Here is a 21,279-nt window from a genome sequence, read left to right on the forward strand (position 1 = left end):
CCGGGGCGCCGTGGGGCGGGGGCGCCTCGATGCGGGGAGCGCCTCGGGGTCGGGGGCGCCTCGGAAAAGACGCCCGTGTCACGTCGCCCAGGCCCGGAAGGCACAGCAGGGCGACCCCGTCCGGTACGGCCGGGCACCCTTGGCGGGTTCCCACTCCGCGGCGCCGGATAGGCTCGGTCCCGTGAACCCAGTCAAGCCAGGAGAGACGCCGCGCCGGCCTTGGATCGTGGGGGTGTCCGGCGCTTCCGGCACTCCGTATGCCGCCTCGGTGCTGCGGGCACTGCTCGCCGCGGGCGAGAGCGTCGACCTGGTGGTCAGCCGGGCCTCGCGGCTCACGCTGCTCGACGAGACCGGCATCTCCTTCCGGGACGCCCACTGGCGGACCGACCTGCGCGCGTGGCTGTCCCGGGGCGCCGACGGGAAGCCCGGCACCTTCGACGTCGACCTCGACGGCGACCGGGTACGGCACTGGAGCGCGGGCGACCTCGCGGCCGGGCCGTCCTCGGGGTCGTACCCCGTCAAGGGCATGCTCATCGTGCCCGCGTCGACGGCGTGCGTCGCGGGCGTCGCGCTCGGGCTGTCGAAGGACCTGCTGCAGCGGTCGGCGAGCGTGACCCTGAAGGAGCGCCGCAAGCTGGTCGTGGCCGTGCGGGAGACCCCGCTGGACGGCCGGACGCTGCGGCACCTGGTGACACTGGACGACGCGGGCGCGACCGTGGTGCCCGCCTCGCCGGCCTTCTACGCGGGGGCGACGCACATCCAGGACCTGGTGGACTTCGTCGCCGGACGCGTCCTCGACGCGGCGGGCGTCGGACACGACCTCTACCGCCGCTGGCGCGGCGACCTCGGCGGGGCCCGCCCCACCGACTGAGCACCACCCCGGACATCAGCGAGACCGGCGAGCACCATCGAGCACCACCCGAGCACCATCGAGCACCACCCGAGAACCATCGAGCACCACCCGAGCACCATCGAGCACCACCCGAGAACCATCGAGCACCACCCGAGCACCACCTCCCCCCACACGTTTGTTACCCACATCTCCAGAACTCTTCAGTGGAAGGCTTCGATCGCATGGACGCGGTGGACAGGCAGCTCATCCAGGCCCTGAGGGAGAACGGCCGGGCCTCCTACGCGGAGCTGGGGCGCCTCGTCGGACTTTCCGGACCCAGCGTCACCGACCGCATCAACCGGCTGGAGGCGGCCGGCGTCATCACCGGCTACCGGGCCACCGTCGACGCCGCCTCGCTCGGCCTCGGCGTCACCGCCCTGGTCGGCGTATCGCTCTCCGACGCCGCCGACCACGAGGACGTGGCACAGCGGCTCAAGGAGCTGCGGGAGATCGAGGACTGCTGGTTCATCGCCGGCGACGACTCCTACATGCTCAAGGTGCGCGCGGCCGACGTGGACGGCCTGGAGAGCATCATCCGCCGGCTGTCGGGCACGAAGGGCGTGTCCCGGACCCGCACCACCATCGTGCTCTCCACCAAGTGGGAGAACCGGGTGGGCGAGCTGCCCGAAGAGGTGTAGCCCCCGGGGCGTACGGTTTACGGAGTCTGTCTCAGAAAGAGGTATCGCATGGACGCCGGGCTCAAGCGGGAGCTGGAGCAGAAGGTCCGTTCCGGTGAGCGGCTGACCCGCGAGGACGGCATCGCGCTGTACGAGTCGGACGATCTCGCCTGGCTCGGCGGCCTCGCGCACGAGGTGCGGACGCGGAAGAACGGCGACGTCGTCCACTTCAACGTCAACCGCCACCTCAACATGACCAACGTGTGCACCGCCTCCTGCGCGTACTGCTCCTTCCAGCGCAAGCCGGGGGAGAAGGACGCGTACACGATGCGCATCGAGGAGGCGGTGAAGCTCGCCAAGGAGATGGAGGGCGAGAACCTCACCGAGCTGCACATCGTCAACGGCCTGCACCCCAACCTGCCGTGGCGCTACTACCCGCGCTCCCTGCGGGAGCTGAAGGCCGCGCTGCCGAACGTGTCGCTCAAGGCGTTCACCGCCACCGAGATCCACCACTTCGAGACCATCTCCGGGATGTCCGCCTCCGACATCCTCGACGAGCTGATCGACGCCGGCCTGGAGTCCCTGACCGGCGGCGGTGCCGAGATCTTCGACTGGGAGGTGCGGCAGCACATCGTCGACCACCGCACCCACTGGGAGGACTGGTCGCGCATCCACCGCCTGGCGCACGAGAAGGGGCTCAAGACCCCGTGCACCATGCTCTACGGCCACATCGAGGAGCCGCGCCACCGCGTGGACCACGTGCTGCGCCTGCGCGAGCTGCAGGACGAGACGAACGGCTTCCAGGTCTTCATCCCGCTGCGCTACCAGCACGACTTCGTGGACATGAAGGACGGCAAGGTCCGCAACCGGCTCCAGGCCCGCACTCAGATGGCGACCGGAGCGGAGGCGCTGAAGACCTTCGCGGTCTCCCGGCTGCTCTTCGACAACGTCCCGCACGTCAAGGTCTTCTGGGTCATGCACGGCGTCCAGACCGCGCAGCTCGCCCTCCAGCACGGCGCCGACGACATGGACGGCTCGGTCGTCGAGTACAAGATCACGCATGACGCGGACGACTTCGGCACGCCGAACAAGCTGACCCGGGACGACCTGCTCGACCTGATCCGGGACGCCGGGTTCCGGCCGGTCGAGCGGAACACCCGGTACGAGATCATCCGGGAGTTCGAGGGACCCGACGCGGCACGCAGGGACTCGCCGCAGCCCATGCGGGTCTGACCCCCTCCCGGACCACCCCCCGGCCCCCCGGACCGCCCCTTCGTTCGCAGCCCACGCCCCCGGGTACCCGGCGGGCATGGCCACCACCAAGGCTCCCGAGGACGCCTACACCGCCGCCCCCTTCGTCCCGGAACGCGGCGGACTCGCGGCCCTGCGCAAGGCGGCGGCCGGGTGCAGGGGCTGCCCCCTGCACGCGGCCGCCACCCAGACGGTGTTCGGCGCCGGAAAGGCGGACGCCCGCGTGATGCTGGTCGGCGAGCAGCCCGGCGACCAGGAGGACCGTGAGGGGGAGCCCTTCGTCGGACCGGCCGGCCGGTTGCTGGACCGGGCCCTGGAGGAGGCCGGGATCGATCCCGGCGACGCGTACGTCACCAACGCCGTGAAGCACTTCAAGTTCACGCGGTCCGAGCCCCGCAAGCGCCGTATCCACAAGGCGCCCACCCTGCGTGAGACGACCGCCTGCGGGCCCTGGCTGGCCGCCGAGCTGGCCCGCGTGGAACCCGAACTGATCGTGGTGCTCGGCGCCACGGCGGGCAAGGCCCTGCTCGGCTCCTCGTTCCGCGTCACGCGGGTGCGCGGCACGGTGCTGGAGGAGGAGATCCACGGCCGCCGGGAACGGCTGGTGCCCACCGTGCACCCCTCGGCGGTGCTGCGGGCCGAGGACCGGGACGGGGCGTACCGGGGGCTGGTCTCGGACCTCCAGGTGGCGGCACGGACACTCGCGTAATGGTTACGATGCTGGTGTGTCCCTTACTTTCACCTTCGACCCGCCCGTCACTCCCCAACTGTGCGACGGCGTACTCGACCTGTGGACCGACGTCTCCAACGCGGGCGGCTCCGTGGGCTTCGTACCGCCGGTGACGAGGGAGGACATCCGCCCCGAACTGGTCAAGCACATGGTGGCCATGGCCGAGGGCCGCACCCGCCTCCTCGTCGGCCACGACGAGGAGGGGCAGGTGGCCGCCACCGCCTTCCTCACCCGCAACACGCACCGGCTGATGACCCACTGGCTGTGGCTCTACACGGTGATGGTCCACCCGCGCCACCAGGGCCGGGGCTACGGCCGGGACCTGATGGCCGCCGCCGCGGACGCCGCCCGCACCGTCGACGGCATCGAGGCGATCCGGCTCACCTGCCGGGGCGGCCTCGGCCTGGAGCGGTTCTACGAGTCCTGCGGCTACAAGGAGGTCGGCCGGGTACCCGGCGCGATCCGGGTGGCGCCGGGCGACGACCGCGACGACGTCTTCCTGCTGCTGCCGCTGACCTGAGCCCGGCACGCCTGCCGCCCGCCCGGCACGCCTGCCGCCCGCCCGGCACGCCTGCCGCCCGCCGGGCGGGACCCGACCTCGCCGGGCAGGCCCCCACCCCGCCGGGCAGGCCCCCACCCTGCCGGCAGGACCCCACCCCGCTGCAAGGACGGCATCCCGGCATGTTTCACTGGACAGTGCCTCTTTGTGCCAGAAACGGAAGAGTGGATTGAGATGCTCCGCTACACGCTGATGCGCCTCGGGATCTTCGTGGGCTGCCTCGTGGCCGTCTGGGGGCTCGTCTACGCCGGCGTGTTCCCGCGCGGTCTCGGTGACTCCAACGGCATGTGGATCCTCCTGCTCTCCCTGCTGCTCTCGGCCCCCATCAGCTACATCGCGCTGCGCAAGGAACGGGACCGGGCCTCCGTCCAGGTCGCCGGCCGCGTGGAGCGCATGAAGGCCAACCTCGAGGCCAACCGCGGCCAGGAGGACACCGCCGACGACGCGGCACGCGCGCAGGGCCAGACCTCGTAACGCACGTCACGCACCCGCACGCCCCGGTTTCCCAAAGCACAGGAAACCGGGGCCTTCTGCGTTTTGCGGGCAGTACGCGCTCCCTGCCTCTCAAAGCGAGGCTTTGGGGGTCCCAAAGCGCAGGTGTTAAAGTCGTGTGCATGAAGCACGCAGCCGCGCCCCACACCCCACCGAGCCTCGCGCTCGTGGCGCGCCTGCACGTGGACCTCTGTCGGTGCGCGTCCGCGAACTGTCGCCCCTGACGTTCCCCCTCATCCGTCGTTCTCCACGTCAGCCCAGCGCGTCCGTCCCCGCGTCCCGTCCCCTTACGGAGCCTGTCCGTGTCTTCCGTCACGAAGTACTTCAAGGTGCCCTTCTGGGCCCAGATACTCGCCGGTCTCGTCCTCGGCGTCCTACTCGGCTGGCTGGCCCGCAGCCAGGACGTCTCCTGGCTGGTCACCACTCTCGACAAGGTCGGCGGCACCTTCATCGGCCTGCTGAAGCTGGCCGTCGCACCGCTCGTCTTCTTCGCGATCCTGGTGTCGATCACCAACCTGCGGAAGGTCAACAACGCGGCCCGCCTGGCGTCCCGCACCCTTCTCTGGTTCATGATCACGTCGCTGATCGCGGTGGCCATCGGCCTGACCATCGGCCTCGTCACCAACCCCGGCGCCGGCACCGGCCTCACGCCGGCCGACGGCGCGAAGCCCGAGAACACCGGCTCCTGGATCGACTTCCTGACCGGCATCGTGCCCACCGACGTCATCACGCCGTTCACCGAGCTGAACGTGCTCCAGATCGTCTTCATGGCCGCCGTCGCCGGTATCGCCGCCCTCCAGCTCGGCGAGAAGGCCCAGCCGATCCTGAACCTGAGCGAGTCCGTCCTCGAACTCCTCCAGAAGGCCCTGTGGTGGGTCATCCGCCTCGCCCCGCTCGGCACCGTCGGCCTCATCGGCAACGCCATCGCCACCTACGGCTGGGACCTCATCGGCAAGTACGCCACCTTCACCGCCGACATCTACGTCGGCTGCGCGATCGTGATGTTCGTGGTCTACCCGGTGCTGCTCGCCACCGTCGCCAAGGCCAGCCCGCTCCAGTTCTTCAAGGGCGCCTGGCCCGCGATCCAGCTGGCCTTCGTCTCCCGCTCCTCCGTCGGCACCATGCCGCTGACCCAGAAGGTCACCGAGCGCCTCGGCGTGCCGAAGGAGTACGCGTCCTTCGCCGTGCCGTTCGGCGCGACGACCAAGATGGACGGCTGCGCCGCGATCTACCCGGCGATCGCCGCGATCTTCGTCGCGCAGATCTTCGACATCCAGCTCGGCGTCGGCGACTACCTGCTGATCGCCTTCGTCTCGGTGGTCGGCTCCGCCGCCACGGCCGGCCTCACCGGCGCCACGGTCATGCTGACCCTGACCCTGTCCACGCTGGGCCTGCCCATGGAGGGCGTCGGCCTCCTCCTCGCGATCGACCCGATCCTGGACATGATGAGGACGGCTACGAACGTCGCAGGCCAAGCGCTCGTCCCGGTGATCGTCTCGGCCCGCGAGGGGCTGCTCGACCGCAAGGCCTACGACTCGGCGCACAGCTCGCCGATCGACGAGCCGGAGCAGGAGAAGCAGGTCTCGGAGCCGGTCCCGGTCGCTGCCTGACCGTCGTCCCGTCCGTCACGTCCACGCCGTCCCGACCCTCGCGTCGGGACGGCGTCGGCGTCCTGACCACCGCCGCACGGACCGTACGCTGATGCGCATGGGTGCTGGGAAAACCAAGCGGATGCCGCGCGCGGTCCGTGAGCAGCAGATGCTGGACGCCGCCGTGCGCGTCTTCGGGCAGCGCGGGTACATGGCGGCGTCGATGGACGAGATCGCCGAACTGGCGGGCGTCTCCAAGCCGCTGGTCTATCTGTACCTGAACTCGAAGGACGACCTCTTCACCGCCTGCATCCGCCGCGAGGCCCGGGCCCTCACCGGGGCGGTCCGGGCCGGTGTGTGTCCGGGGCTGCCCGCCGACGGGCAACTCTGGTCGGGACTGCGGGCGTTCTTCACCCACACCGCGGAGAACCCCGACGCCTGGCGGGTGCTGCACCTCCACGCCCGTACCCATGGTGAGCGGTTCGCGTCCGAGGTGGCGGCGATGCGCGAGGAGATCGTCGTGTTCGTGACGCAGCTGATCGCCGCCGCGGCGCGGGACGCGCACCGGGACCCGCGCCTGCCCGCGGGTGAGGTCGCCGGGCTGGCCGAGGCGCTGGTCGGCGCCGCCGAATCGCTCGCCGACTGGGCGGGCGCCACCGAGGGCGTCACCGCGAAGCAGGCGGCGGCGACCCTGATGAACTTCGCCTGGGCGGGCCTGGGCGACCTGATGGCGGGCCGCCCCTGGTCCCCGCCGGAGGACTCCGGGCCGGAGCCCCCGGCCCGGGAGACCGCGGCTCAGACGGCCCCGGCTCAGGCGGCCCCGGCCCAGGCGGCCCCGGTTCAGGCGACCCCGGCCCAGGCGGCCCCGGTTCAGGCCGGGTAGGGCCCGGCCTCGCCGGACAGGTGCAGCCGCCGCCCCTCATCGCCGCGCAGCTCGAACCGCCCGTCCCCGGCCCCGTACGTCACCGTCCCCGGCAGCAGCACCGGCGCCCGGAACTCCGCCCGCACCACGGCCGCGTCCGGCGTCCCGTGCTGGGCGAGACACCGGGCCACGGTCCACATGCCGTGCGCGACGGCCCGCGGGAAGCCGAACGGGCGGGCGGTGAGCGGGTGCAGGTGGATCGGGTTGCGGTCACCGGACGCGGCACCGTAGCGCCGCCCGATGTCACCCGGCAGGTGCCACGCGGCGCGGGTGGGGAGGGGCCCCGGGCTCTCGGCGGGAGCGCCCTCGGGGGCGGTCCGCCCGTCCGTCCGGTGGCGTGCCAGGTACGTGCTGCGGGACTCCCACACCGGCTCCGCGCCGGCCCGTACCTGCGTCACGACCGAGGCCTCGGTACCGCGCCGGTGCGGGGCCAGGCCCTCGACGTACGTGGTGAGTTCGTACGCGGCGGTCGCCGGCATGACGGCCCGGCGGGTGATGCCGATCGAGGTGTGGACCAGGCCGAGCAGGGGCAGCGGGAAGTCCCGGCCGCTCATCAGCAGCATGGTCATCGGGAAGGCCAGCACGTGCGGATACGTCACCGGAAGCGCGTCCGCCCCGGTCGGGAAGCCGCACAACCTCTCGTAGGCCGCCAGCCGCGCGAGGTCGACGCGCAGACCGGGCAGCACCAGCCGGGTGCGGGGGACGCCGGCGTCCGGGCGGGGCCGTCTGACGGGCGACAGCAGAGCGCCGCGTGCGAGGAGCGGCGGGAGGGCGGGGACGCGGGACAGCGTGCGCGTCGTGGGGGCCGCGGTGGTCATCAGGCCTCCAACAGGCTCTGGCCGCAGACCCGTACGACCTGGGCGCAGACCCGTACGACCTGGCCGTTGACCGCGCCCGAGGCCGGGTGCGCGAGCCGGGCGGTGGTCTCGGCGACGTCGGCCGGCAGGCCGAGGCGGCGGGTGAGGAAACGGCCGGGCGCGGTGCCGGTGAAGCTCGGACAGCGGTCGGCCATGGGTGACTCCCAGCTTCGTGACTGCTCCGGACTGCCTTACTCTGGAGTTAAGTTACCGGTGGTAAGACAAGGTTGTGAACGGGAAGCGGGTCGAGGTGAGGTCCTCGGCGGGCGGATGGTCGGGACGACGTGGCCATAGCGGGACGAACATGACCTACTGGCAGGTAACCCCCGAGACTGCACACCCCCGCCGCAGGACCATCCCGGAACCCGCACCAACTCCCCACGAGGGGCCCGTACGATCCCGGGACCGACCGCCGGTGACCCACGTCCGAGGAACCCGGCGATGCACGCCTCGGCGCACGGAGATGAACACCTCGGCGCGCGAGGCACGTACGTCAAGCAGCAGAACAGTTGCCGGACTTGCCGCACTTGCCGCAGTTGCAGCCATGCAGCAGTTACAGAAGTGACAGCAGAGCAGTGACAGCAGAGCAGTGACAGCAGAAGCAGTCCCGCCGCTGCACGTCCCAGGAGCCGCCCGTGTCCACCCCGCTTCCCTCCTTCGCCGCGTCCGCCGCCTACGCCGACTCGCCCGGCCCCACCCTGGTGGCGCCCGAGACGCGGCGGCTGGACGGGGCCGTACGGGAGGCGTACGTACCGCCGTTCGCGCCGCCGGTGCGCCGCGGCTCGCTCGCCGACCTGCCCTTCGACAACGCGGCCGCGGCCGGGGACCAGGTGGTCCTCAGCCGCAGGTCACCGGACGGGGGCTGGTCCGACGTGACGGCGGCCGAGTTCGCCGGGCAGGTGCTGGCGGTGGCCAAGGGCATGATCGCCGAGGGTCTGGCGCCGGGCGACCGCGTCGCGATCATGGCCCGTACGACGTACGAGTGGACGCTGCTGGACTTCGCCGCGTGGGCGGCCGGCCTGGTCACCGTCCCCGTCTACCCGACCTCCTCCCTCTTCCAGACCCGCTGGATCCTCCAGGACTGCGGCGCGGTCACCCTGGTCACCGAGACCGCCGCGCAGGCCGCGGCCCTCGGCCCCGAGCTGGACCGCATCCCCGACCTCAAGCACCTGTGGGTCATGGAGAACGGGCACGTGGAGCGGCTGGCGGAGCTGGGGGCGAGGGTGCCGGACGCGGAGGTGGACGTCCGCCGGGGCATGCTGAGCCCGAGCACGCTCGCCACCCTGGTCTACACGTCGGGCACCACCGGCCGCCCCAAGGGCTGCGCGCTGACCCACGGCAACTTCTTCGCCGAGGTCGACAACGCCATCGAGCTGCTCTACCCCGTCTTCAAGGCGCAGACGGGCGAGGAGCCGTCGATCCTGCTCTTCCTCCCGATGTCCCACGTGTTCGGCCGCATGGTCGCCGTGGCCTGCGTCCGCGCCCGGGTCCGCCTCGGCCACGCGCCGAGCCTGAAACCCGAGAACCTGCTGCCGGACCTGGCGGCCTTCCGCCCGACCTGCCTCCTCACCATCCCGTACATGCTGGAGAAGGTCTTCAACAGCGCCCGCGCCAAGGCCGAGTCGGGCGGCCGGGCCTCGGCCTTCGACCGCGCCGTCTCGGTGGCGGTGCGCTACGGCGAGGCCATGGAGGCCCGCCAGGCGGGCACGGGCGGCGGCCCGGGCCGTGCCCTGAAGACCGCCCGCTCCTTCTACGACCCCCTCGTCTTCCGCAGGATCCGGGCCGCCATGGGCGGCCGGGTCCGGTACGCCATCTGCGGCGGCTCCCCGCTCGGCCGCCGCCTGGCCGCCTTCTACGCCGGGGCCGGCATCGAGATCTTCGAGGGGTACGGCCTCACCGAGACCACGGCCGCCGCGACGGTGACACCCCCGCTGAAGCCGCGGCTCGGCACGGTCGGCTGGCCGCTGCCCGGCACCCGCGTCCGCATCGCCGCCGACGGCGAGATCCTCGTCGCCGGCGACCAGGTCCTGCACGGCTACTGGGACACCGAGGCGGGCGGCGTCGTCCCGGCCGCCCCCGACGGCTGGCTCGCCACCGGCGACATCGGCAGCCTGGACGACGAGGGCTACCTGACGATCACCGGACGCAAGAAGGAACTGCTGATCACCGCGGGCGGCAAGAGCGTGGCCCCGGCCCCGCTGGAGGACTGGCTGCGCTCCCACCCCCTGATCTCCCAGTGCATCGTCCTGGGCGACCGCCGCCCCTACGTCGCCGCCCTGTTCACCCTCGACCCCGACGGCGTCACCCACTGGCGTCGCATGAACGGCAAGCACCCCGTGCCGCCGGAGCTGCTGACCGACGACGAGGAGGTCCTGGCGGTGCTCCAGCGGGCGGTCGACGAGGCCAACAAGCTCGTTTCCCGCCCGGAGTCCATCCGCCGCTTCGCCGTCCTGCCGAGGGACTTCACGGAGTGGGAGGGCCATCTGACGCCGTCGATGAAGCTCCGGCGCGAGGAGATCATGCGGGACTTCGCGGATGCGGTCGAGGGGCTGTACGAGACGTAGGCCCCCTGCCGGGCGGTCGTGCGCGGGGCCGCCACCGCCGGGCGGTCAGCGGCGGGCGATGAGGCAGGCCTGCGGGACCTTCGAGGAGGTGTCCTCCTCCTGTACGCGCACCGTACGGGACAGCACCGTGAACCCGGCCTTCTCCAGCAGCTCCGCCATCGGCTCGGGACGCCGCCGCTCGAAGTCCAGGGCGACGGGGTGGCCGAAGGGCCGGTCGAGGCGGAGGGGCTCGTCGCCGGCCTGGAAGGCGAGGAGCAGGTGCCCGCCGGGGGCCAGCACGCGCCGGATCTCCCCGAAGAGGTCCGGCAGCCGCTCCCACGGCGTGTGGATCGACGAGTACCAGGAGACCGCGCCCGCGAGGGCGCCGTCGGGCAGGTCCAGCTCCAGCATGGAGCCCTGCTCGAACCGGAGGCCGGGGTTCTCGCGGCGCGCGATCGCGAGCATCGAGGCGGAGAGGTCGAGGCCGAAGACCCGCAGGCCGAGCGAGGCGAGGTGGGCGGTGACCCGGCCGGGCCCGCAGCCCAGGTCGGCCACCTGCCCCTCCGGTCCCACCAGCTCGGCGAAGGCGCTCATCAGCGCCCGGTCCAGCGGGGTGCCGGCGCCGGCGGACCGGAAGCGGTCGGCGTAGTCCTCGGCGATGGTGTCGTAGAAGGTCCGGGTGGTGTCCAGGAAGCCGGTGTCGTCAGTCATGGCGGGGACCCTAGCGGTGGCCGGCGGTGGCCGGCGGTGGCCGCTGACGGCGGGATTTCACGAAGAATTCAGAAACGGCCGCCGGAAAGGGCAGGAGCCCCGTCGCCGAAGTCGGCGCGGGGCTCCTTGGGTACTGCTGTCAATCAGACAGGAGTGACATTCTCCGCCTGCGGGCCCTTCGGACCCTGCGTGACGTCGAAGGACACCTGCTGGTTCTCCTCGAGGGAACGGAATCCCTGAGCGTTGATCGCGGAGTAGTGGACGAAGACGTCCGGGCCGCCGCCTTCCTGGGCGATGAAACCAAAGCCCTTTTCGGCGTTGAACCACTTCACGGTTCCGGTAGCCATAAGCCCTCCTTGGGCCCAAAGGGTTGCCCTGCTCCAGAACCAGCAAGTGTGAAGACGGGAATTCCGCACAACTGCATACGTCTGAGAACGACGAGAGCCCGCGGTCACATGCTCCGCAGGCTCTGTACTGCAAGGGAAACCAAACTGCAACTTGCTGTGAGCCTAGCACGCAGGGCCCCGAGCGCAACAGAGGCCAAGATCACTTCACCCGAATGTTTGAACGTCTCGACCGTTCGGCTGACGCCGGAGTCGGCGGGGGCCGACGGGGCCGACGGGGGTCGGCAGCGGGCGGATACCGGGGGAGGGCTAGCCTCGCGATGTGGACAATTCTCGCACCCGGCCGCGCGTCGGCCACATCCAGTTCCTGAACTGCCTGCCTCTGTACTGGGGGCTCGCGAGAACAGGTACGCTCCTCGACTTCGAGCTGACGAAGGACACCCCGGAGAAGCTCAGCGAGCAGCTGGTGCAGGGCGATCTCGACATCGGTCCCGTCACCCTGATCGAATTCCTGAAGAACGCGGACGACCTGGTGGCCTTCCCCGACATCGCCGTCGGCTGCGACGGTCCGGTGATGTCGTGCGTGATCGTCTCGCAGGTCCCCCTGGACCGGCTGGACGGCGCCCGGGTCGCCCTCGGGTCGACCTCGCGCACCTCCGTCCGCCTCGCCCAGCTGCTGCTGGCCGAGCGGTTCGGCGTCCAGCCCGACTACTACACCTGCCCGCCGGACCTCAGCCTGATAATGCAGGAGGCCGACGCGGCCGTCCTCATCGGCGACGCCGCCCTGCGCGCGAACATGATCGACGGCCCGCGCTACGGCCTCGACGTGCACGACCTGGGCGCGCTGTGGAAGGAGTGGACGGGCCTGCCGTTCGTCTTCGCGGTCTGGGCGGCGCGCAAGGACTACGCGGAGCGCGAACCGGAGCTCACCCGCAAGGTGCACGAGGCCTTCCTCGCCTCCCGCAACCTCTCCCTCGAGGAGGTCGGCAAGGTCGCCGAGCAGGCGGCCCGCTGGGAGGCCTTCGACGAGGAGACCCTCGCGAAGTACTTCACCACCCTCGACTTCCGTTTCGGCGCCCCCCAGCTGGAGGCGGTCACCGAGTTCGCCCGGCGCGTGGGCCCGAGCACCGGCTTCCCGGCGGACGTGAAGGTGGACCTGCTCCAGGCCTGATCCGCGGCGGGCTTTTCGCGGGCCGCCCGCCACCCCCGCCCACTACCCTGCTCGCAGGTACTGGCGTACGGGGGAGGGGTGGACGCCATGCGGCCGCTCGAAGTCGACGAACCCACCGCCGTGGGGCCCTACCGGCTGCTCGGCCGACTGGGCTCCGGCGGCATGGGCCGCGTCTACCTGGGCCGCAGCGCGGGCGGCCGCACGGTCGCCGTGAAGATCGTGCACCCGCACTTCGCCCTCGACGAGGAGTTCCGGGCCCGCTTCCGGCGCGAGGTGGACGCCGCGCGCCGGGTGGGCGGCGCCTGGACCGCGCCCGTACTCGACGCCGACCCCGAGGCGCGGGTGCCGTGGGTCGCCACGGCGTACGCGGCGGGTCCGTCCCTGACGGCGGCCGTCGCGGACGGCGGCCCGCTGCCGGCCCGCTCGGTGCGGGCGCTCGGCGCGGGACTGGGCGAGGCCCTGGCGGCGGTCCACGAGCTGGGCCTCGTCCACCGGGACGTGAAGCCGTCCAACGTCCTGCTGACCCTCGACGGCCCCCTCCTGATCGACTTCGGGATCGCCCGCGCCACGGACGGCACGGCGTCCCTGACCTCCACCGGCGTCTCCATCGGCTCGCCCGGCTACATGTCGCCCGAGCAGATCCTCGGCAGGGGCGTCACGGGCGCGGCGGACGTGTTCTCGCTGGGCGCCGTCCTCGCCTTCGCGGCGATGGGCGCGCCGCCCTTCCCCGGGGACTCCTCGGCCGCGCTCCTCTACAAGGTCGTCCACGAGGAGCCCCAGCTCGACGCCCTGGAGGAGGAGGCGGGCGGGGAGACGGACGGGGAGACGGGAGGGGAGACGGGAGGGGTTCTGCGGGACCTGGTGGTGGCGTGTCTGGCCAAGGACCCGGCGGCCCGGCCGACCCCCGGGGAGGTTGCCCGGCGTCTCGCACCCGAGGGCGCGGCCCGGCTCGTGTCCGGCGGCTGGCTGCCGGGGCCGCTGGTGGAGCAGGTCAGCCGGAGCGCCGTAGAGCTGCTGAACCTGGAGGCGGGGACGCCGGTCCCGGGGCACCCGTCGGGGCCGGTGGGGTTCAGCCGGCCGTCGGTGACGGCGGGGGCGGCCGACGCGGGTGCCGCCGAAGGCGCTTTCGGCCCGCCACCGGTGATGCCGCCACCGGCCACTTCACCGGCTGCTCCACCGGCCCCTCCGTTCCCCGGACCGAGGGGCGGCGAGGGACCGGGGAACGGCGGTCGGCCGGGAGGCGACGACCCCGCACCGGGCGGGCTCGCCCTCTCCGTGGCCGCGACCGCCACCAGGGGCACCGGCGGACGCGGCCGCCGGCTCAGCTGCACCGTGGCACTCGCGGTGGCGGGAGCAGTGGCGGCGGTGACGGTCGGGTCGGTGTTCGTCCTGGACGTGCTGCCGGGCGACGGTGGCAAGACCACCCCCGGCGGAAAGGACACCGCCACGCAGTCGCCCGCCGCCCCCCGCGCCGTTCCCGGGCGCTACCTCGGCACCTGGGAGGGCCAGGCGGTCGCTGCCGCCGAGGGCAGCCTGCCGCTCGGCACCTTCCGGCTGACGGTCGGGAAGGCCGACGTGGGGGAGCGCCTGGGCACCCTGCGCCACACCGACATCTTCGGCGGCACCTGTGACGACGTACTGACCCTGAAAAAGGTGACGGACAAACAGATCGTCACAAGCGCCGTGGGCGCCGAGGGCAACCGCGACGTCTGCAACCAGGCCCTCCACACCGTCCGCCTCACACCGGTCGGCGACGACCTCCAGTACGAGTCCGACAGCAAGGACTCGGGGCGGCCGAAGGCGCGCCTGTCGAAGGTCGAGTAGCCCGAGCAGGCCGAGCAGGCCGAGCAGGCCGAGCAGGCCGAGCAGGCCGAGTAGCCGAGTAACCGAGGCGTCGCACCGGCGGGCCCGTCGTGCCCCTGCAACCGGGCCGGCCACCCCTGTCACTAGGGTGACTGCGACAACGAACACCGCCGCAGGAGCCAGCTGTTGGTCGGCGGCGCGTCACGACGGGGAAGGCCGGCCATGGAGACACTGCACTCGGACGATCCGCGGCAGCTGGGCAGTTACCGCCTCCTGCGCAGACTCGGTGCCGGTGGCATGGGCCGCGTCTACCTCGCCCGTTCGCCCGGTGGCCGCACCGTCGCCGTGAAGGTGGTCCGCCCCGATCTCGCGGCGGACGGTGACTTCCGTGCCCGTTTCCGGCACGAGGTGGAGATCGCGAGGGCGGTCTCCGGCCGGTTCACCGCCCCCGTCGTGGACGCCGACCCGGACGCTTCCCTGCCGTGGCTCGCCACCTCGTACGTCCTCGGTCCCGACCTGACGGACGTGGTCGCGGCGCACGGAGCGCTGCCGGAGCACACGGTCCGCGCGCTGGCCGCCGGGCTCGCCGCGGCCCTGAAGGACATCCACGCGGCGGGACTGATCCACCGCGACCTCAAGCCCTCCAACGTCCTGCTGGCCGCCGACGGACCGCGCCTCATCGACTTCGGCATCGCGCGGGCGGTGGACGGCAGCCGGATGACGCAGACCGGAGTGGTGGTCGGCTCGCCCGGTTACATGTCGCCGGAGCAGGCCATGGGCAAGGACGTCGGCACGGCGGGCGACGTGTTCTCGCTGGGTTCCGTGCTCGCGTTCGCGGCGACCGGGCGCAGCGTCTTCGGCGACGGCACGGCGTCGCACGCCGCGCTGCTCTACCAGGTCGTGCACGGCGAGGCCGACCTGACGGGCGTACCCCCGTCCCTGCTCGGGCTGATCCGCGCCTGCCTCATGAAGGACCCGGCGCAGCGCCCGGCGCCCGGGGAGATCGTCACGGCACTGGCCGGGCAGGGTATCGACGCCGCCCTGCACGACTGGCTGCCCTCGGCGGTGGCCTCGACGATCGCGACCCACGCCGCGGGGATCCTCGACCTGGAGGCACCCCCGAACGTCTCGCCGGCGCAGGCAGCCTCCGCGTTCGGTCCGGCGCCGACGATGCCGGCCGGGACACCGTCGGCCGGTACGCCGCAGCTCGGGACCCCACCGGCCGGTACGCCGTCGGCCGGATACGGCACGCCGCCCGGTGGTACGCCGCCACCGTCACCCGGGTACGGCGCTCCCCTCCCCGGCACGCCCGTCCCCGGCGCTCCCCTCCCCGGCACGGTGCAGGTCGGCGCGGGCGGGGCGTCGGCGCCGGACCGCTCCCGGCGGCGGGCGCTCGGTCTGGCGTTCGGCGCCGCGGCGGCGGTCGCGGTGGCCGGAGTCGGCGGCGGGTGGTTGCTCGCCTCCGGGGACGGGGACGGCGCCTCCGACGACGCGACGGACGCTCCGGGCAAGGGCGGGTCGGCCGAGCCCGTGGACGAGAACTTCACGACCCCGCCCGCCGGGGTGGCCCCGCAGCCGCTGTGGCACAAGTCGGCCGAGAAGGACAGCACCCACCCGCGCGTACCGCTCCTCACACACGACGGACTGCTCCTGGTCAGCGGCGACCCGCTCGTGGCCTACGACGTGAAGACCGGCAAGGCCCGCTGGACCAAGGCGGGCATCTGCCGGCCCGGAGCCCTGCTCCTCTTCCACGGCGGCAAGGCGTTCCTCGCCGACGGCGACTACGAGGGCGCCTTGGTCGCCTACGACGTCAAGACCGGCGAAGAGGCCTGGCGCAGCCGCCTCGGCAAGCAGCTGTCCGTCGAGGACACGATCGCCATCGACGACAAGAACGTCTACGTCACGGCGAAAGACCACGGTCAGTCGAAGAGCGCCACCGAGTACCGCACGGCCGTCGCGGCCATCAGCCACACCACGGGGAAGACCGCGTGGGTCCAGCACCGGGACTGGGGCACGAAGGACTACGACGTCCAGGGCACCGCCTCGGGCAAGTACCTGGTCTACGCCGACTCGAACCTCAACCTCACCGTCCGGGACACCGCCACCGGCGGCCAGGTGTGGACCCGGAAGATAGGCGACGAGTGGTCCTGGCGGCCCACGGTCGCGAACGGCCTCGTCTTCCTCCCGGGCGACGCACTCGAGGCCGTCGACGTGGAGAAGGGCCGCACGGTCTGGACGCTCGACCCGGCCGGCCGCCGGGGCTTCGACAACCCGACGGTCTTCGACGGCGTGCTCTACGTCAGCGACCACGACGACGGCGTATGGGCAGTGAACGTCAAGACCGGCAAGCGGACCTGGCTCTGCGACGAACTGGACGTCGAGGGCCCGGAGTCGTTCCTCCGCGTGGGCTCGGCCCTGTACGGCGCCACCGGCTCCCTCGACGGCGGCATCGTCGCCCTGGAGACGCGGACGGGCAAGCTCCGCTGGACGTACACCGACAGCAAGGCCGTCGGCGAGCCGTGGCAGGTCGCCCGCTCGGGGAACCGGCTGATGGCGACGCACGGCCACGAGATCTACGCGCTGCCGGCGGTGTAACGAGGGCGACGGGCCGCGGGAACCCCCTCAATCCCGCGGCCCGTCATCCTTTCCGGTCGGCCGATGCCCGTCGCATCGGCGTCGCACGTGACGTTCCGCTCGGCCGCGGCCCGGCGGGCCTTCGCGTGCCGGGCGTCGCGGGTGGCGCGGCGCACGTCGGCCTCGTCGGGCTCGGGTACGTCCTTGCCGCCGTTCCAGGCCGGGTCGTGGGAGTCCACCTTCTCGGTGGCGGTGCGGACCCAGTCGTGCGCTCCGGACAGCGCGGTCTGTGCGGTGGTGAGTTCGCCGCGCGCCATACGGCCGTCACGAAGGGCATCCGCGACATCGCCGGCGAAGTCGTTCAGGGTTCCGGCGAGTTCGCGTTGCGGGTCGCCCGGTGGGTCGCGTACGTGCCAGTCGGTCGGCCTGTGCGACGCCGTGTTCTCCCCCGTGCACCAGCGATGCCTACTGCCTGGAACGTGCGTAGGAACTTGTCGCAGGGGTGGGGAGGTTCAGCGGGTTGCCGTCTTGAGGTTCTGGACGAGTGCGGTGAAGGCTAACCGCCGGGGAGGTGGGCGTCGCTCGCCGATGCGGAGGAGGGGCGGGGGCTCGCGCTGGTGCGTGCGTGTGCCGACGTGTGGGGGTGGCAGCCGCTGGCCAGGGGTGGGAACCGGGGCAAGTACGTGTGGTGTGACCTCGTCGCGGCGTAGCGCGTTGATCGCGTTGTACAGGAAGGAGAGCTGATGGTCAGCTCGTCGCACGAGGCGCTGCACTGGGTCTTCCAGAAGGACCCCGCGCTGCTGACGCGGGCGTTTCAGAGCGTGCTGCGTGTTCCGTTCCCGGAACCGCGTGACTTCGCGGTCCTGAACACCGACGTCACCGAGATCGAGCCCGTCGAACGGCGTGTGGACACGCTGATGCGGGTCGACACGGACGAAGGCACGTACCTCCTCGTCGTCGAGGCGCAGGGGAAGCAGGACGAGGGCAAGCGCGGCAGCTGGCCCTACTACCTCTCGTACTTGTACGCGAAGTACGGCTGGGAGCCTGTGCTCGTCGTGATCACACAGAACAGCGCGACGGCGCGCTGGGCGGCGCAGCCGATTCGGCGGGGCCTGCCCGGCTGGCACTCGATGACGGTGCGCCCGCTCGTGATCGGCCCGGACAACGTGCCGGTGATCGCGAGTGAGCGGGAGGCCGAGAGGGACATTCCGCTCGCCGTCCTGTCGGCCATGACGCATGGGCGGGGCGCCAAGGCCGCCGCCATACTGGAGCCGTTGGCTTTCGCTCTGCGGACTGTCGATGCCGAGAGTGCGGCGGTGTTCGGACAGCTCATCGAATCGTGCCTGGCGGATTCCCGGGCCAAGGAGATCTGGAGGGACCTGATGTCGGAGATCCGCTACTTCTTCAACAACCCGGTGGCCGAGAAGGTCCGCGAGGAAGGCCGGGTGGAGGGGCGCGTAGAGGACCGGGCCGAGATGACCCTGCGGATCCTGGAGTGGCGGGACATCCCGGTGTCCGATGCAGTGCGGGAGCGTGTGCTTGCCTGCTCGGATCTGAACCAGCTCGAAGTCTGGGCTCGGCGTGCCATGACCGCGGAGCGGGCCGAGGACCTGCTCAGCGATTGATGGACCGGATCTCCTGGACCTCCATGTCCTGGATCTCTGTAGGCTCAGCGCATCCCTCATACCGGACGCTCCCGTGTCTTCTCCGACACGGCCCACGACCCAGGACATCGCCATGCCGCGACGCCGTACCTCAAGCTCCGCAAGCTTGACGGCTGCCCCGGCACCGAGGAACCGGACGCCTCAGCCGGTGCGGGTGCGGCGTCGGTCGTTCGGGGACTTCGTCAAGGCGTTCCTCGCCTTCGTCGCCCTGGCCGCGCTGTCCGGCGTCGGGGTGCCGGGGCGGGTGCCGGGTGCCGGGCCCAGTCAGCTGCCGGTGCGGCAGCTCGTCGCCGCCCTGCTGCGCGACCTGCCGCGACGGCGTCGCGGCAGCGGGCTGAGCCGAGCCGCCGGATGAGCCTCGATCACCTCGACGTCATCGTCATCGTCGTCGCCGCGGTGTGGGGCGCGGTGACGGGAGCGCTGCTGCCGCGGGCCGCCTACCGCTTCTCCGCCCCCTCGGGAGAGGCGTGGCGCGAGCGGTGCCCCGGCGCGCACCCCGTCCGGGGCTGGCTCGGGCGGGCGCGGTGCGGGCCGTGCGCGGCCGAGGCGGTCGCGGGCGGGGAGCCGGGTGGGGCGGTCGCGGGCGGGCCGGCCGCGCACGGGCAGTCGGGCGGGCCGGTCGCGCACGGGCAGTCGGGCGGGCCGGTCGCGCACGGGCAGTCGGGCGGGCCGGCCCGGTACGGCCCCCGTACCGCACCCCTCGCCGCCGTCACCGCTCTCGTCTGCGTCGCCCTCGCCGCCGCCACCGGTACCCGGCCCGAGCTGGCCGTCTGGCTGCTGCTCGCGCCGGCCGGCGTGCTGCTGGCCGTCGTCGACCTGCGGGTACGGCGCCTGCCCGATCCCCTCACCCTGCCGCTCGCCGGCGCCGCGCTCGTCCTCCTCGGTCTCACCGCCCTCGTACCCGAGCACGCCGGGGAGTGGACCACCGCCCTGCTGGGCGCCCTCGCCCTCGGCGCCGGCTACCTCGTGCTGTTCCTCATCAACCCGGCCGGCATGGGCTTCGGCGACGTCAAGCTCGCGCTGGGCGCCGGTGCGGTCCTCGGCTGGTACGGCTGGCCGACGGTGATGCTCGGCACCTTCGCCGGGTTCCTGCTCGGCGCGCTCTACGGCGGCGCCCTCGTCGTCACCCGGCGGGCGGGGCGCAGGACGGCCATCCCGTTCGGGCCGTTCCTGATCGCGGGCGCGTTCCTCGGCGTCCTCGCGGGCGCCTGCGCGGCCTGAGGACCAGCGCCGAAAAGGGCTGGCGTAGGCTGGCCTGGTCCGTCCACAACCCTTACGAACTCTGCGAAAGGGACGCCGGTGACCGAGAAGGCCGACCTTCAGCCCATCCTCGACCGCGCCGCCGCCGGTGGGCGGATCACCCCCGAAGAGGCGCTCGCCCTCTACCGCGACGCCCCGCTGCACGCGCTCGGCGCCGCCGCCGACGCCGTACGCAGGCGCAGGTACGCCGGCACCGAGCACATCGCCACGTACATCATCGAGCGCAACATCAACTACACGAACGTGTGCGTCACGGCGTGCAAGTTCTGCGCCTTCTACGCGGCCCCCAAGGACACCAAGAAGGGCTGGAGCCGCGACCTCGACGACATCCTGCGCCGCTGCGCGGAGACCGTCGAACTGGGCGGCACGCAGATCATGTTCCAGGGCGGCCACCACCCGGACTACGGCGTCGAGTACTACGAGAAGCACTTCGCCGCCATCAAGAAGGAGTTCCCGCAGCTCGTCATCCACAGCCTGGGGGCGAGCGAGGTCGAGCACATGGCGCGGATCTCGAAGGTGTCGGTCGAGGAGGCCATCACCCGGATCCACGAGGCCGGGCTCGACTCCTTCGCCGGCGCCGGCGCCGAACTGCTCCCGGAGCGCCCGCGCAAGGCCATCGCGCCGCTGAAGGAGTCCGGCGAGCGCTGGCTGGAGATCATGGAGATCGCGCACCGGCTGGGTGTCGAGTCGACCTCCACCATGCTCATGGGCACCGGTGAGACCAACGCCGAGCGCATCGAGCACCTGCGCATGATCCGGGACGTGCAGGACCGCACCGGCGGCTTCCGCGCCTTCATCCCGTACACCTACCAGCCCGAGAACAACCACCTGAAGGGCCGCACGCAGGCCACGCTCTTCGAGTACCTGCGGATGATCGCCATCGCCCGGCTGTTCATGGACAACGTCGCCCACATCCAGGGCTCCTGGCTCACGACGGGCAAGGAGGTCGGCCAGCTCTCCCTGCACTACGGCGCCGACGACCTCGGCTCGATCATGCTGGAGGAGAACGTGGTGTCGTCGGCCGGTGCCAAGCACCGCTCCAACCGGCTGGAGATCATCGACCTGATCCGCAAGGCGGGACGCGTACCGGCGCAGCGCGCCACGACGTACGAGCACCTCGTCGTGCACGACGACCCGGCGAACGACCCCGTCGACGAGCGCGTCGTCTCCCACATCTCGTCGACGGCCATCGAGGGCGGCACCGCCCACCCGGAACTGAAGCTGCTCGCCTCCAACTGAGGACCGACCAGACCGACGAGACCGACCAGGCCGACCAGCGAGAACCGACCGAGAACCGACC

20 protein-coding genes and 2 pseudogenes are annotated in these 21,279 nt (G+C 72.1%); 17 read left to right on the forward strand and 5 right to left on the reverse strand.

Annotated features, from left to right (window positions below; translation table 11 throughout):
• Window positions 1–181: 181 nt before the first annotated feature.
• From ACZ7G3_RS00285 to ACZ7G3_RS00320, 8 genes are all read left to right on the forward strand, one after another.
• Window positions 182–871, forward strand: coding sequence for a UbiX family flavin prenyltransferase (locus ACZ7G3_RS00285; RefSeq protein ID WP_426599884.1), 690 nt, complete (start codon window positions 182–184; stop codon window positions 869–871).
• Window positions 872–1,074: 203 nt separating this feature from the next.
• The gene (locus ACZ7G3_RS00290) at window positions 1,075–1,530 is read left to right on the forward strand and encodes an Lrp/AsnC family transcriptional regulator (protein WP_426522274.1); all 456 of its coding nucleotides are present in this window, start codon (window positions 1,075–1,077) and stop codon (window positions 1,528–1,530) included.
• Window positions 1,531–1,578: 48 nt separating this feature from the next.
• On the forward strand, window positions 1,579–2,742 hold the full coding sequence (gene mqnE, locus ACZ7G3_RS00295; RefSeq protein ID WP_426599883.1) for an aminofutalosine synthase MqnE: 1,164 nt from the start codon (window positions 1,579–1,581) through the stop codon (window positions 2,740–2,742).
• Window positions 2,743–2,818: 76 nt separating this feature from the next.
• Window positions 2,819–3,469, forward strand: coding sequence for a UdgX family uracil-DNA binding protein (locus ACZ7G3_RS00300; protein WP_470922635.1), 651 nt, complete (start codon window positions 2,819–2,821; stop codon window positions 3,467–3,469).
• Between the two features lie 16 nt (window positions 3,470–3,485).
• The gene (locus tag ACZ7G3_RS00305; RefSeq protein ID WP_470922636.1) at window positions 3,486–4,010 is read left to right on the forward strand and encodes a GNAT family N-acetyltransferase; all 525 of its coding nucleotides are present in this window, start codon (window positions 3,486–3,488) and stop codon (window positions 4,008–4,010) included.
• Window positions 4,011–4,223: 213 nt separating this feature from the next.
• Complete coding sequence (locus ACZ7G3_RS00310) at window positions 4,224–4,523, forward strand: DUF4229 domain-containing protein (RefSeq protein WP_426522278.1); 300 nt, start codon at window positions 4,224–4,226, stop codon at window positions 4,521–4,523.
• Window positions 4,524–4,837: 314 nt separating this feature from the next.
• Window positions 4,838–6,151 (forward strand): dicarboxylate/amino acid:cation symporter, encoded by a 1,314-nt coding sequence (locus tag ACZ7G3_RS00315; RefSeq protein ID WP_470923172.1) that lies wholly within the window; start codon window positions 4,838–4,840, stop codon window positions 6,149–6,151.
• Between the two features lie 97 nt (window positions 6,152–6,248).
• Window positions 6,249–7,013, forward strand: a complete 765-nt coding sequence (locus ACZ7G3_RS00320) for a TetR/AcrR family transcriptional regulator (protein WP_470922637.1) — start codon at window positions 6,249–6,251, stop codon at window positions 7,011–7,013.
• On the opposite strand, the gene ACZ7G3_RS00325 is transcribed toward ACZ7G3_RS00320, so the two are convergent.
• Window positions 7,001–7,870: a MaoC family dehydratase gene (locus ACZ7G3_RS00325; RefSeq protein WP_470922638.1), complete on the reverse strand. Its 870-nt coding sequence runs from the start codon at window positions 7,868–7,870 to the stop codon at window positions 7,001–7,003. The two genes, ACZ7G3_RS00320 and ACZ7G3_RS00325, sit on opposite strands and share 13 nt — an antisense overlap.
• A complete protein-coding gene (locus ACZ7G3_RS00330) occupies window positions 7,870–8,064 on the reverse strand; it encodes a hypothetical protein (protein WP_470923201.1) in 195 nt (64 codons plus the stop codon). The genes ACZ7G3_RS00325 and ACZ7G3_RS00330 overlap by 1 nt, the downstream gene beginning before the upstream one ends.
• 480 nt (window positions 8,065–8,544) lie before the next feature.
• Here ACZ7G3_RS00330 and ACZ7G3_RS00335 point away from each other — a divergent pair, with 480 nt between their 5' ends.
• A complete protein-coding gene (locus ACZ7G3_RS00335) occupies window positions 8,545–10,473 on the forward strand; it encodes an AMP-dependent synthetase/ligase (protein ID WP_470922639.1) in 1,929 nt (642 codons plus the stop codon).
• A 45-nt stretch (window positions 10,474–10,518) separates the two neighbouring features.
• On the opposite strand, the gene ACZ7G3_RS00340 is transcribed toward ACZ7G3_RS00335, so the two are convergent.
• Window positions 10,519–11,163: a class I SAM-dependent methyltransferase gene (locus ACZ7G3_RS00340; RefSeq protein WP_426599878.1), complete on the reverse strand. Its 645-nt coding sequence runs from the start codon at window positions 11,161–11,163 to the stop codon at window positions 10,519–10,521.
• Between the two features lie 143 nt (window positions 11,164–11,306).
• Window positions 11,307–11,510 (reverse strand): cold-shock protein, encoded by a 204-nt coding sequence (locus ACZ7G3_RS00345; protein WP_003974443.1) that lies wholly within the window; start codon window positions 11,508–11,510, stop codon window positions 11,307–11,309.
• Between the two features lie 319 nt (window positions 11,511–11,829).
• Between ACZ7G3_RS00345 and ACZ7G3_RS00350 the strand changes: the two genes are divergently transcribed.
• The 3 genes from ACZ7G3_RS00350 to ACZ7G3_RS00360 all read left to right on the forward strand — a co-directional run bounded on the left by ACZ7G3_RS00350 (window position 11,830) and on the right by ACZ7G3_RS00360 (window position 17,076).
• Complete coding sequence (locus ACZ7G3_RS00350; protein WP_470922640.1) at window positions 11,830–12,678, forward strand: menaquinone biosynthetic enzyme MqnA/MqnD family protein; 849 nt, start codon at window positions 11,830–11,832, stop codon at window positions 12,676–12,678.
• 87 nt (window positions 12,679–12,765) lie between these two features.
• Window positions 12,766–14,502 (forward strand): serine/threonine-protein kinase, encoded by a 1,737-nt coding sequence (locus tag ACZ7G3_RS00355; RefSeq protein ID WP_470922641.1) that lies wholly within the window; start codon window positions 12,766–12,768, stop codon window positions 14,500–14,502.
• Window positions 14,503–14,703: 201 nt separating this feature from the next.
• Entirely contained in the window at window positions 14,704–17,076 is a 2,373-nt protein-coding gene (locus ACZ7G3_RS00360) for a protein kinase domain-containing protein (RefSeq protein ID WP_470922642.1), read from the forward strand.
• Here ACZ7G3_RS00360 and ACZ7G3_RS00365 read toward each other — a convergent pair.
• Complete coding sequence (locus ACZ7G3_RS00365) at window positions 17,055–17,372, reverse strand: hypothetical protein (protein WP_470922643.1); 318 nt, start codon at window positions 17,370–17,372, stop codon at window positions 17,055–17,057. The two genes, ACZ7G3_RS00360 and ACZ7G3_RS00365, sit on opposite strands and share 22 nt — an antisense overlap.
• Before the next feature lie 264 nt (window positions 17,373–17,636).
• On the opposite strand from ACZ7G3_RS00365, the pseudogene ACZ7G3_RS00370 reads away from it, so the two are divergent.
• The 5 genes and pseudogenes from ACZ7G3_RS00370 to mqnC form a co-directional block, all read left to right on the forward strand.
• Window positions 17,637–17,765: pseudogene (locus ACZ7G3_RS00370) on the forward strand (ATP-binding protein); the annotation flags it as partial.
• 33 nt (window positions 17,766–17,798) lie between these two features.
• Entirely contained in the window at window positions 17,799–18,680 is an 882-nt protein-coding gene (locus ACZ7G3_RS00375; RefSeq protein ID WP_470922644.1) for a hypothetical protein, read from the forward strand.
• Window positions 18,681–18,792: 112 nt separating this feature from the next.
• Window positions 18,793–19,020 (forward strand): annotated as a pseudogene (locus ACZ7G3_RS00380) (hypothetical protein); the annotation flags it as partial.
• Window positions 19,021–19,070: 50 nt separating this feature from the next.
• Window positions 19,071–19,940, forward strand: coding sequence for a prepilin peptidase (locus ACZ7G3_RS00385; RefSeq protein ID WP_470922645.1), 870 nt, complete (start codon window positions 19,071–19,073; stop codon window positions 19,938–19,940).
• Between the two features lie 78 nt (window positions 19,941–20,018).
• The gene (gene mqnC, locus ACZ7G3_RS00390) at window positions 20,019–21,218 is read left to right on the forward strand and encodes a cyclic dehypoxanthinyl futalosine synthase (RefSeq protein ID WP_426599869.1); all 1,200 of its coding nucleotides are present in this window, start codon (window positions 20,019–20,021) and stop codon (window positions 21,216–21,218) included.
• Window positions 21,219–21,279 lie beyond the last annotated feature (61 nt).

It is taken from the genome of Streptomyces sp. NPDC037271 (genome assembly GCF_055603605.1).

Bases quoted from the DNA above. Each gene is read 5' to 3' on its own strand.
- ACZ7G3_RS00290 (WP_426522274.1), top strand. From the start codon at position 1,075: ATGGACGCGGTGGACAGGCAGCTCATCCAGGCCCTGAGGGAGAACGGC.
- mqnE (WP_426599883.1), top strand. From the start codon at position 1,579: ATGGACGCCGGGCTCAAGCGGGAGCTGGAGCAGAAGGTCCGTTCCGGT.
- ACZ7G3_RS00300 (WP_470922635.1), top strand. From the start codon at position 2,819: ATGGCCACCACCAAGGCTCCCGAGGACGCCTACACCGCCGCCCCCTTC.
- ACZ7G3_RS00310 (WP_426522278.1), top strand. From the start codon at position 4,224: ATGCTCCGCTACACGCTGATGCGCCTCGGGATCTTCGTGGGCTGCCTC.
- ACZ7G3_RS00320 (WP_470922637.1), top strand. From the start codon at position 6,249: ATGGGTGCTGGGAAAACCAAGCGGATGCCGCGCGCGGTCCGTGAGCAG.
- ACZ7G3_RS00325 (WP_470922638.1), bottom strand. From the start codon at position 7,870: ATGACCACCGCGGCCCCCACGACGCGCACGCTGTCCCGCGTCCCCGCC.
- ACZ7G3_RS00330 (WP_470923201.1), bottom strand. From the start codon at position 8,064: ATGGCCGACCGCTGTCCGAGCTTCACCGGCACCGCGCCCGGCCGTTTC.
- ACZ7G3_RS00340 (WP_426599878.1), bottom strand. From the start codon at position 11,163: ATGACTGACGACACCGGCTTCCTGGACACCACCCGGACCTTCTACGAC.
- ACZ7G3_RS00345 (WP_003974443.1), bottom strand. From the start codon at position 11,510: ATGGCTACCGGAACCGTGAAGTGGTTCAACGCCGAAAAGGGCTTTGGT.
- ACZ7G3_RS00355 (WP_470922641.1), top strand. From the start codon at position 12,766: ATGCGGCCGCTCGAAGTCGACGAACCCACCGCCGTGGGGCCCTACCGG.
- ACZ7G3_RS00360 (WP_470922642.1), top strand. From the start codon at position 14,704: ATGGAGACACTGCACTCGGACGATCCGCGGCAGCTGGGCAGTTACCGC.
- ACZ7G3_RS00365 (WP_470922643.1), bottom strand. From the start codon at position 17,372: ATGGCGCGCGGCGAACTCACCACCGCACAGACCGCGCTGTCCGGAGCG.
- ACZ7G3_RS00375 (WP_470922644.1), top strand. From the start codon at position 17,799: ATGGTCAGCTCGTCGCACGAGGCGCTGCACTGGGTCTTCCAGAAGGAC.
- ACZ7G3_RS00385 (WP_470922645.1), top strand. From the start codon at position 19,071: ATGAGCCTCGATCACCTCGACGTCATCGTCATCGTCGTCGCCGCGGTG.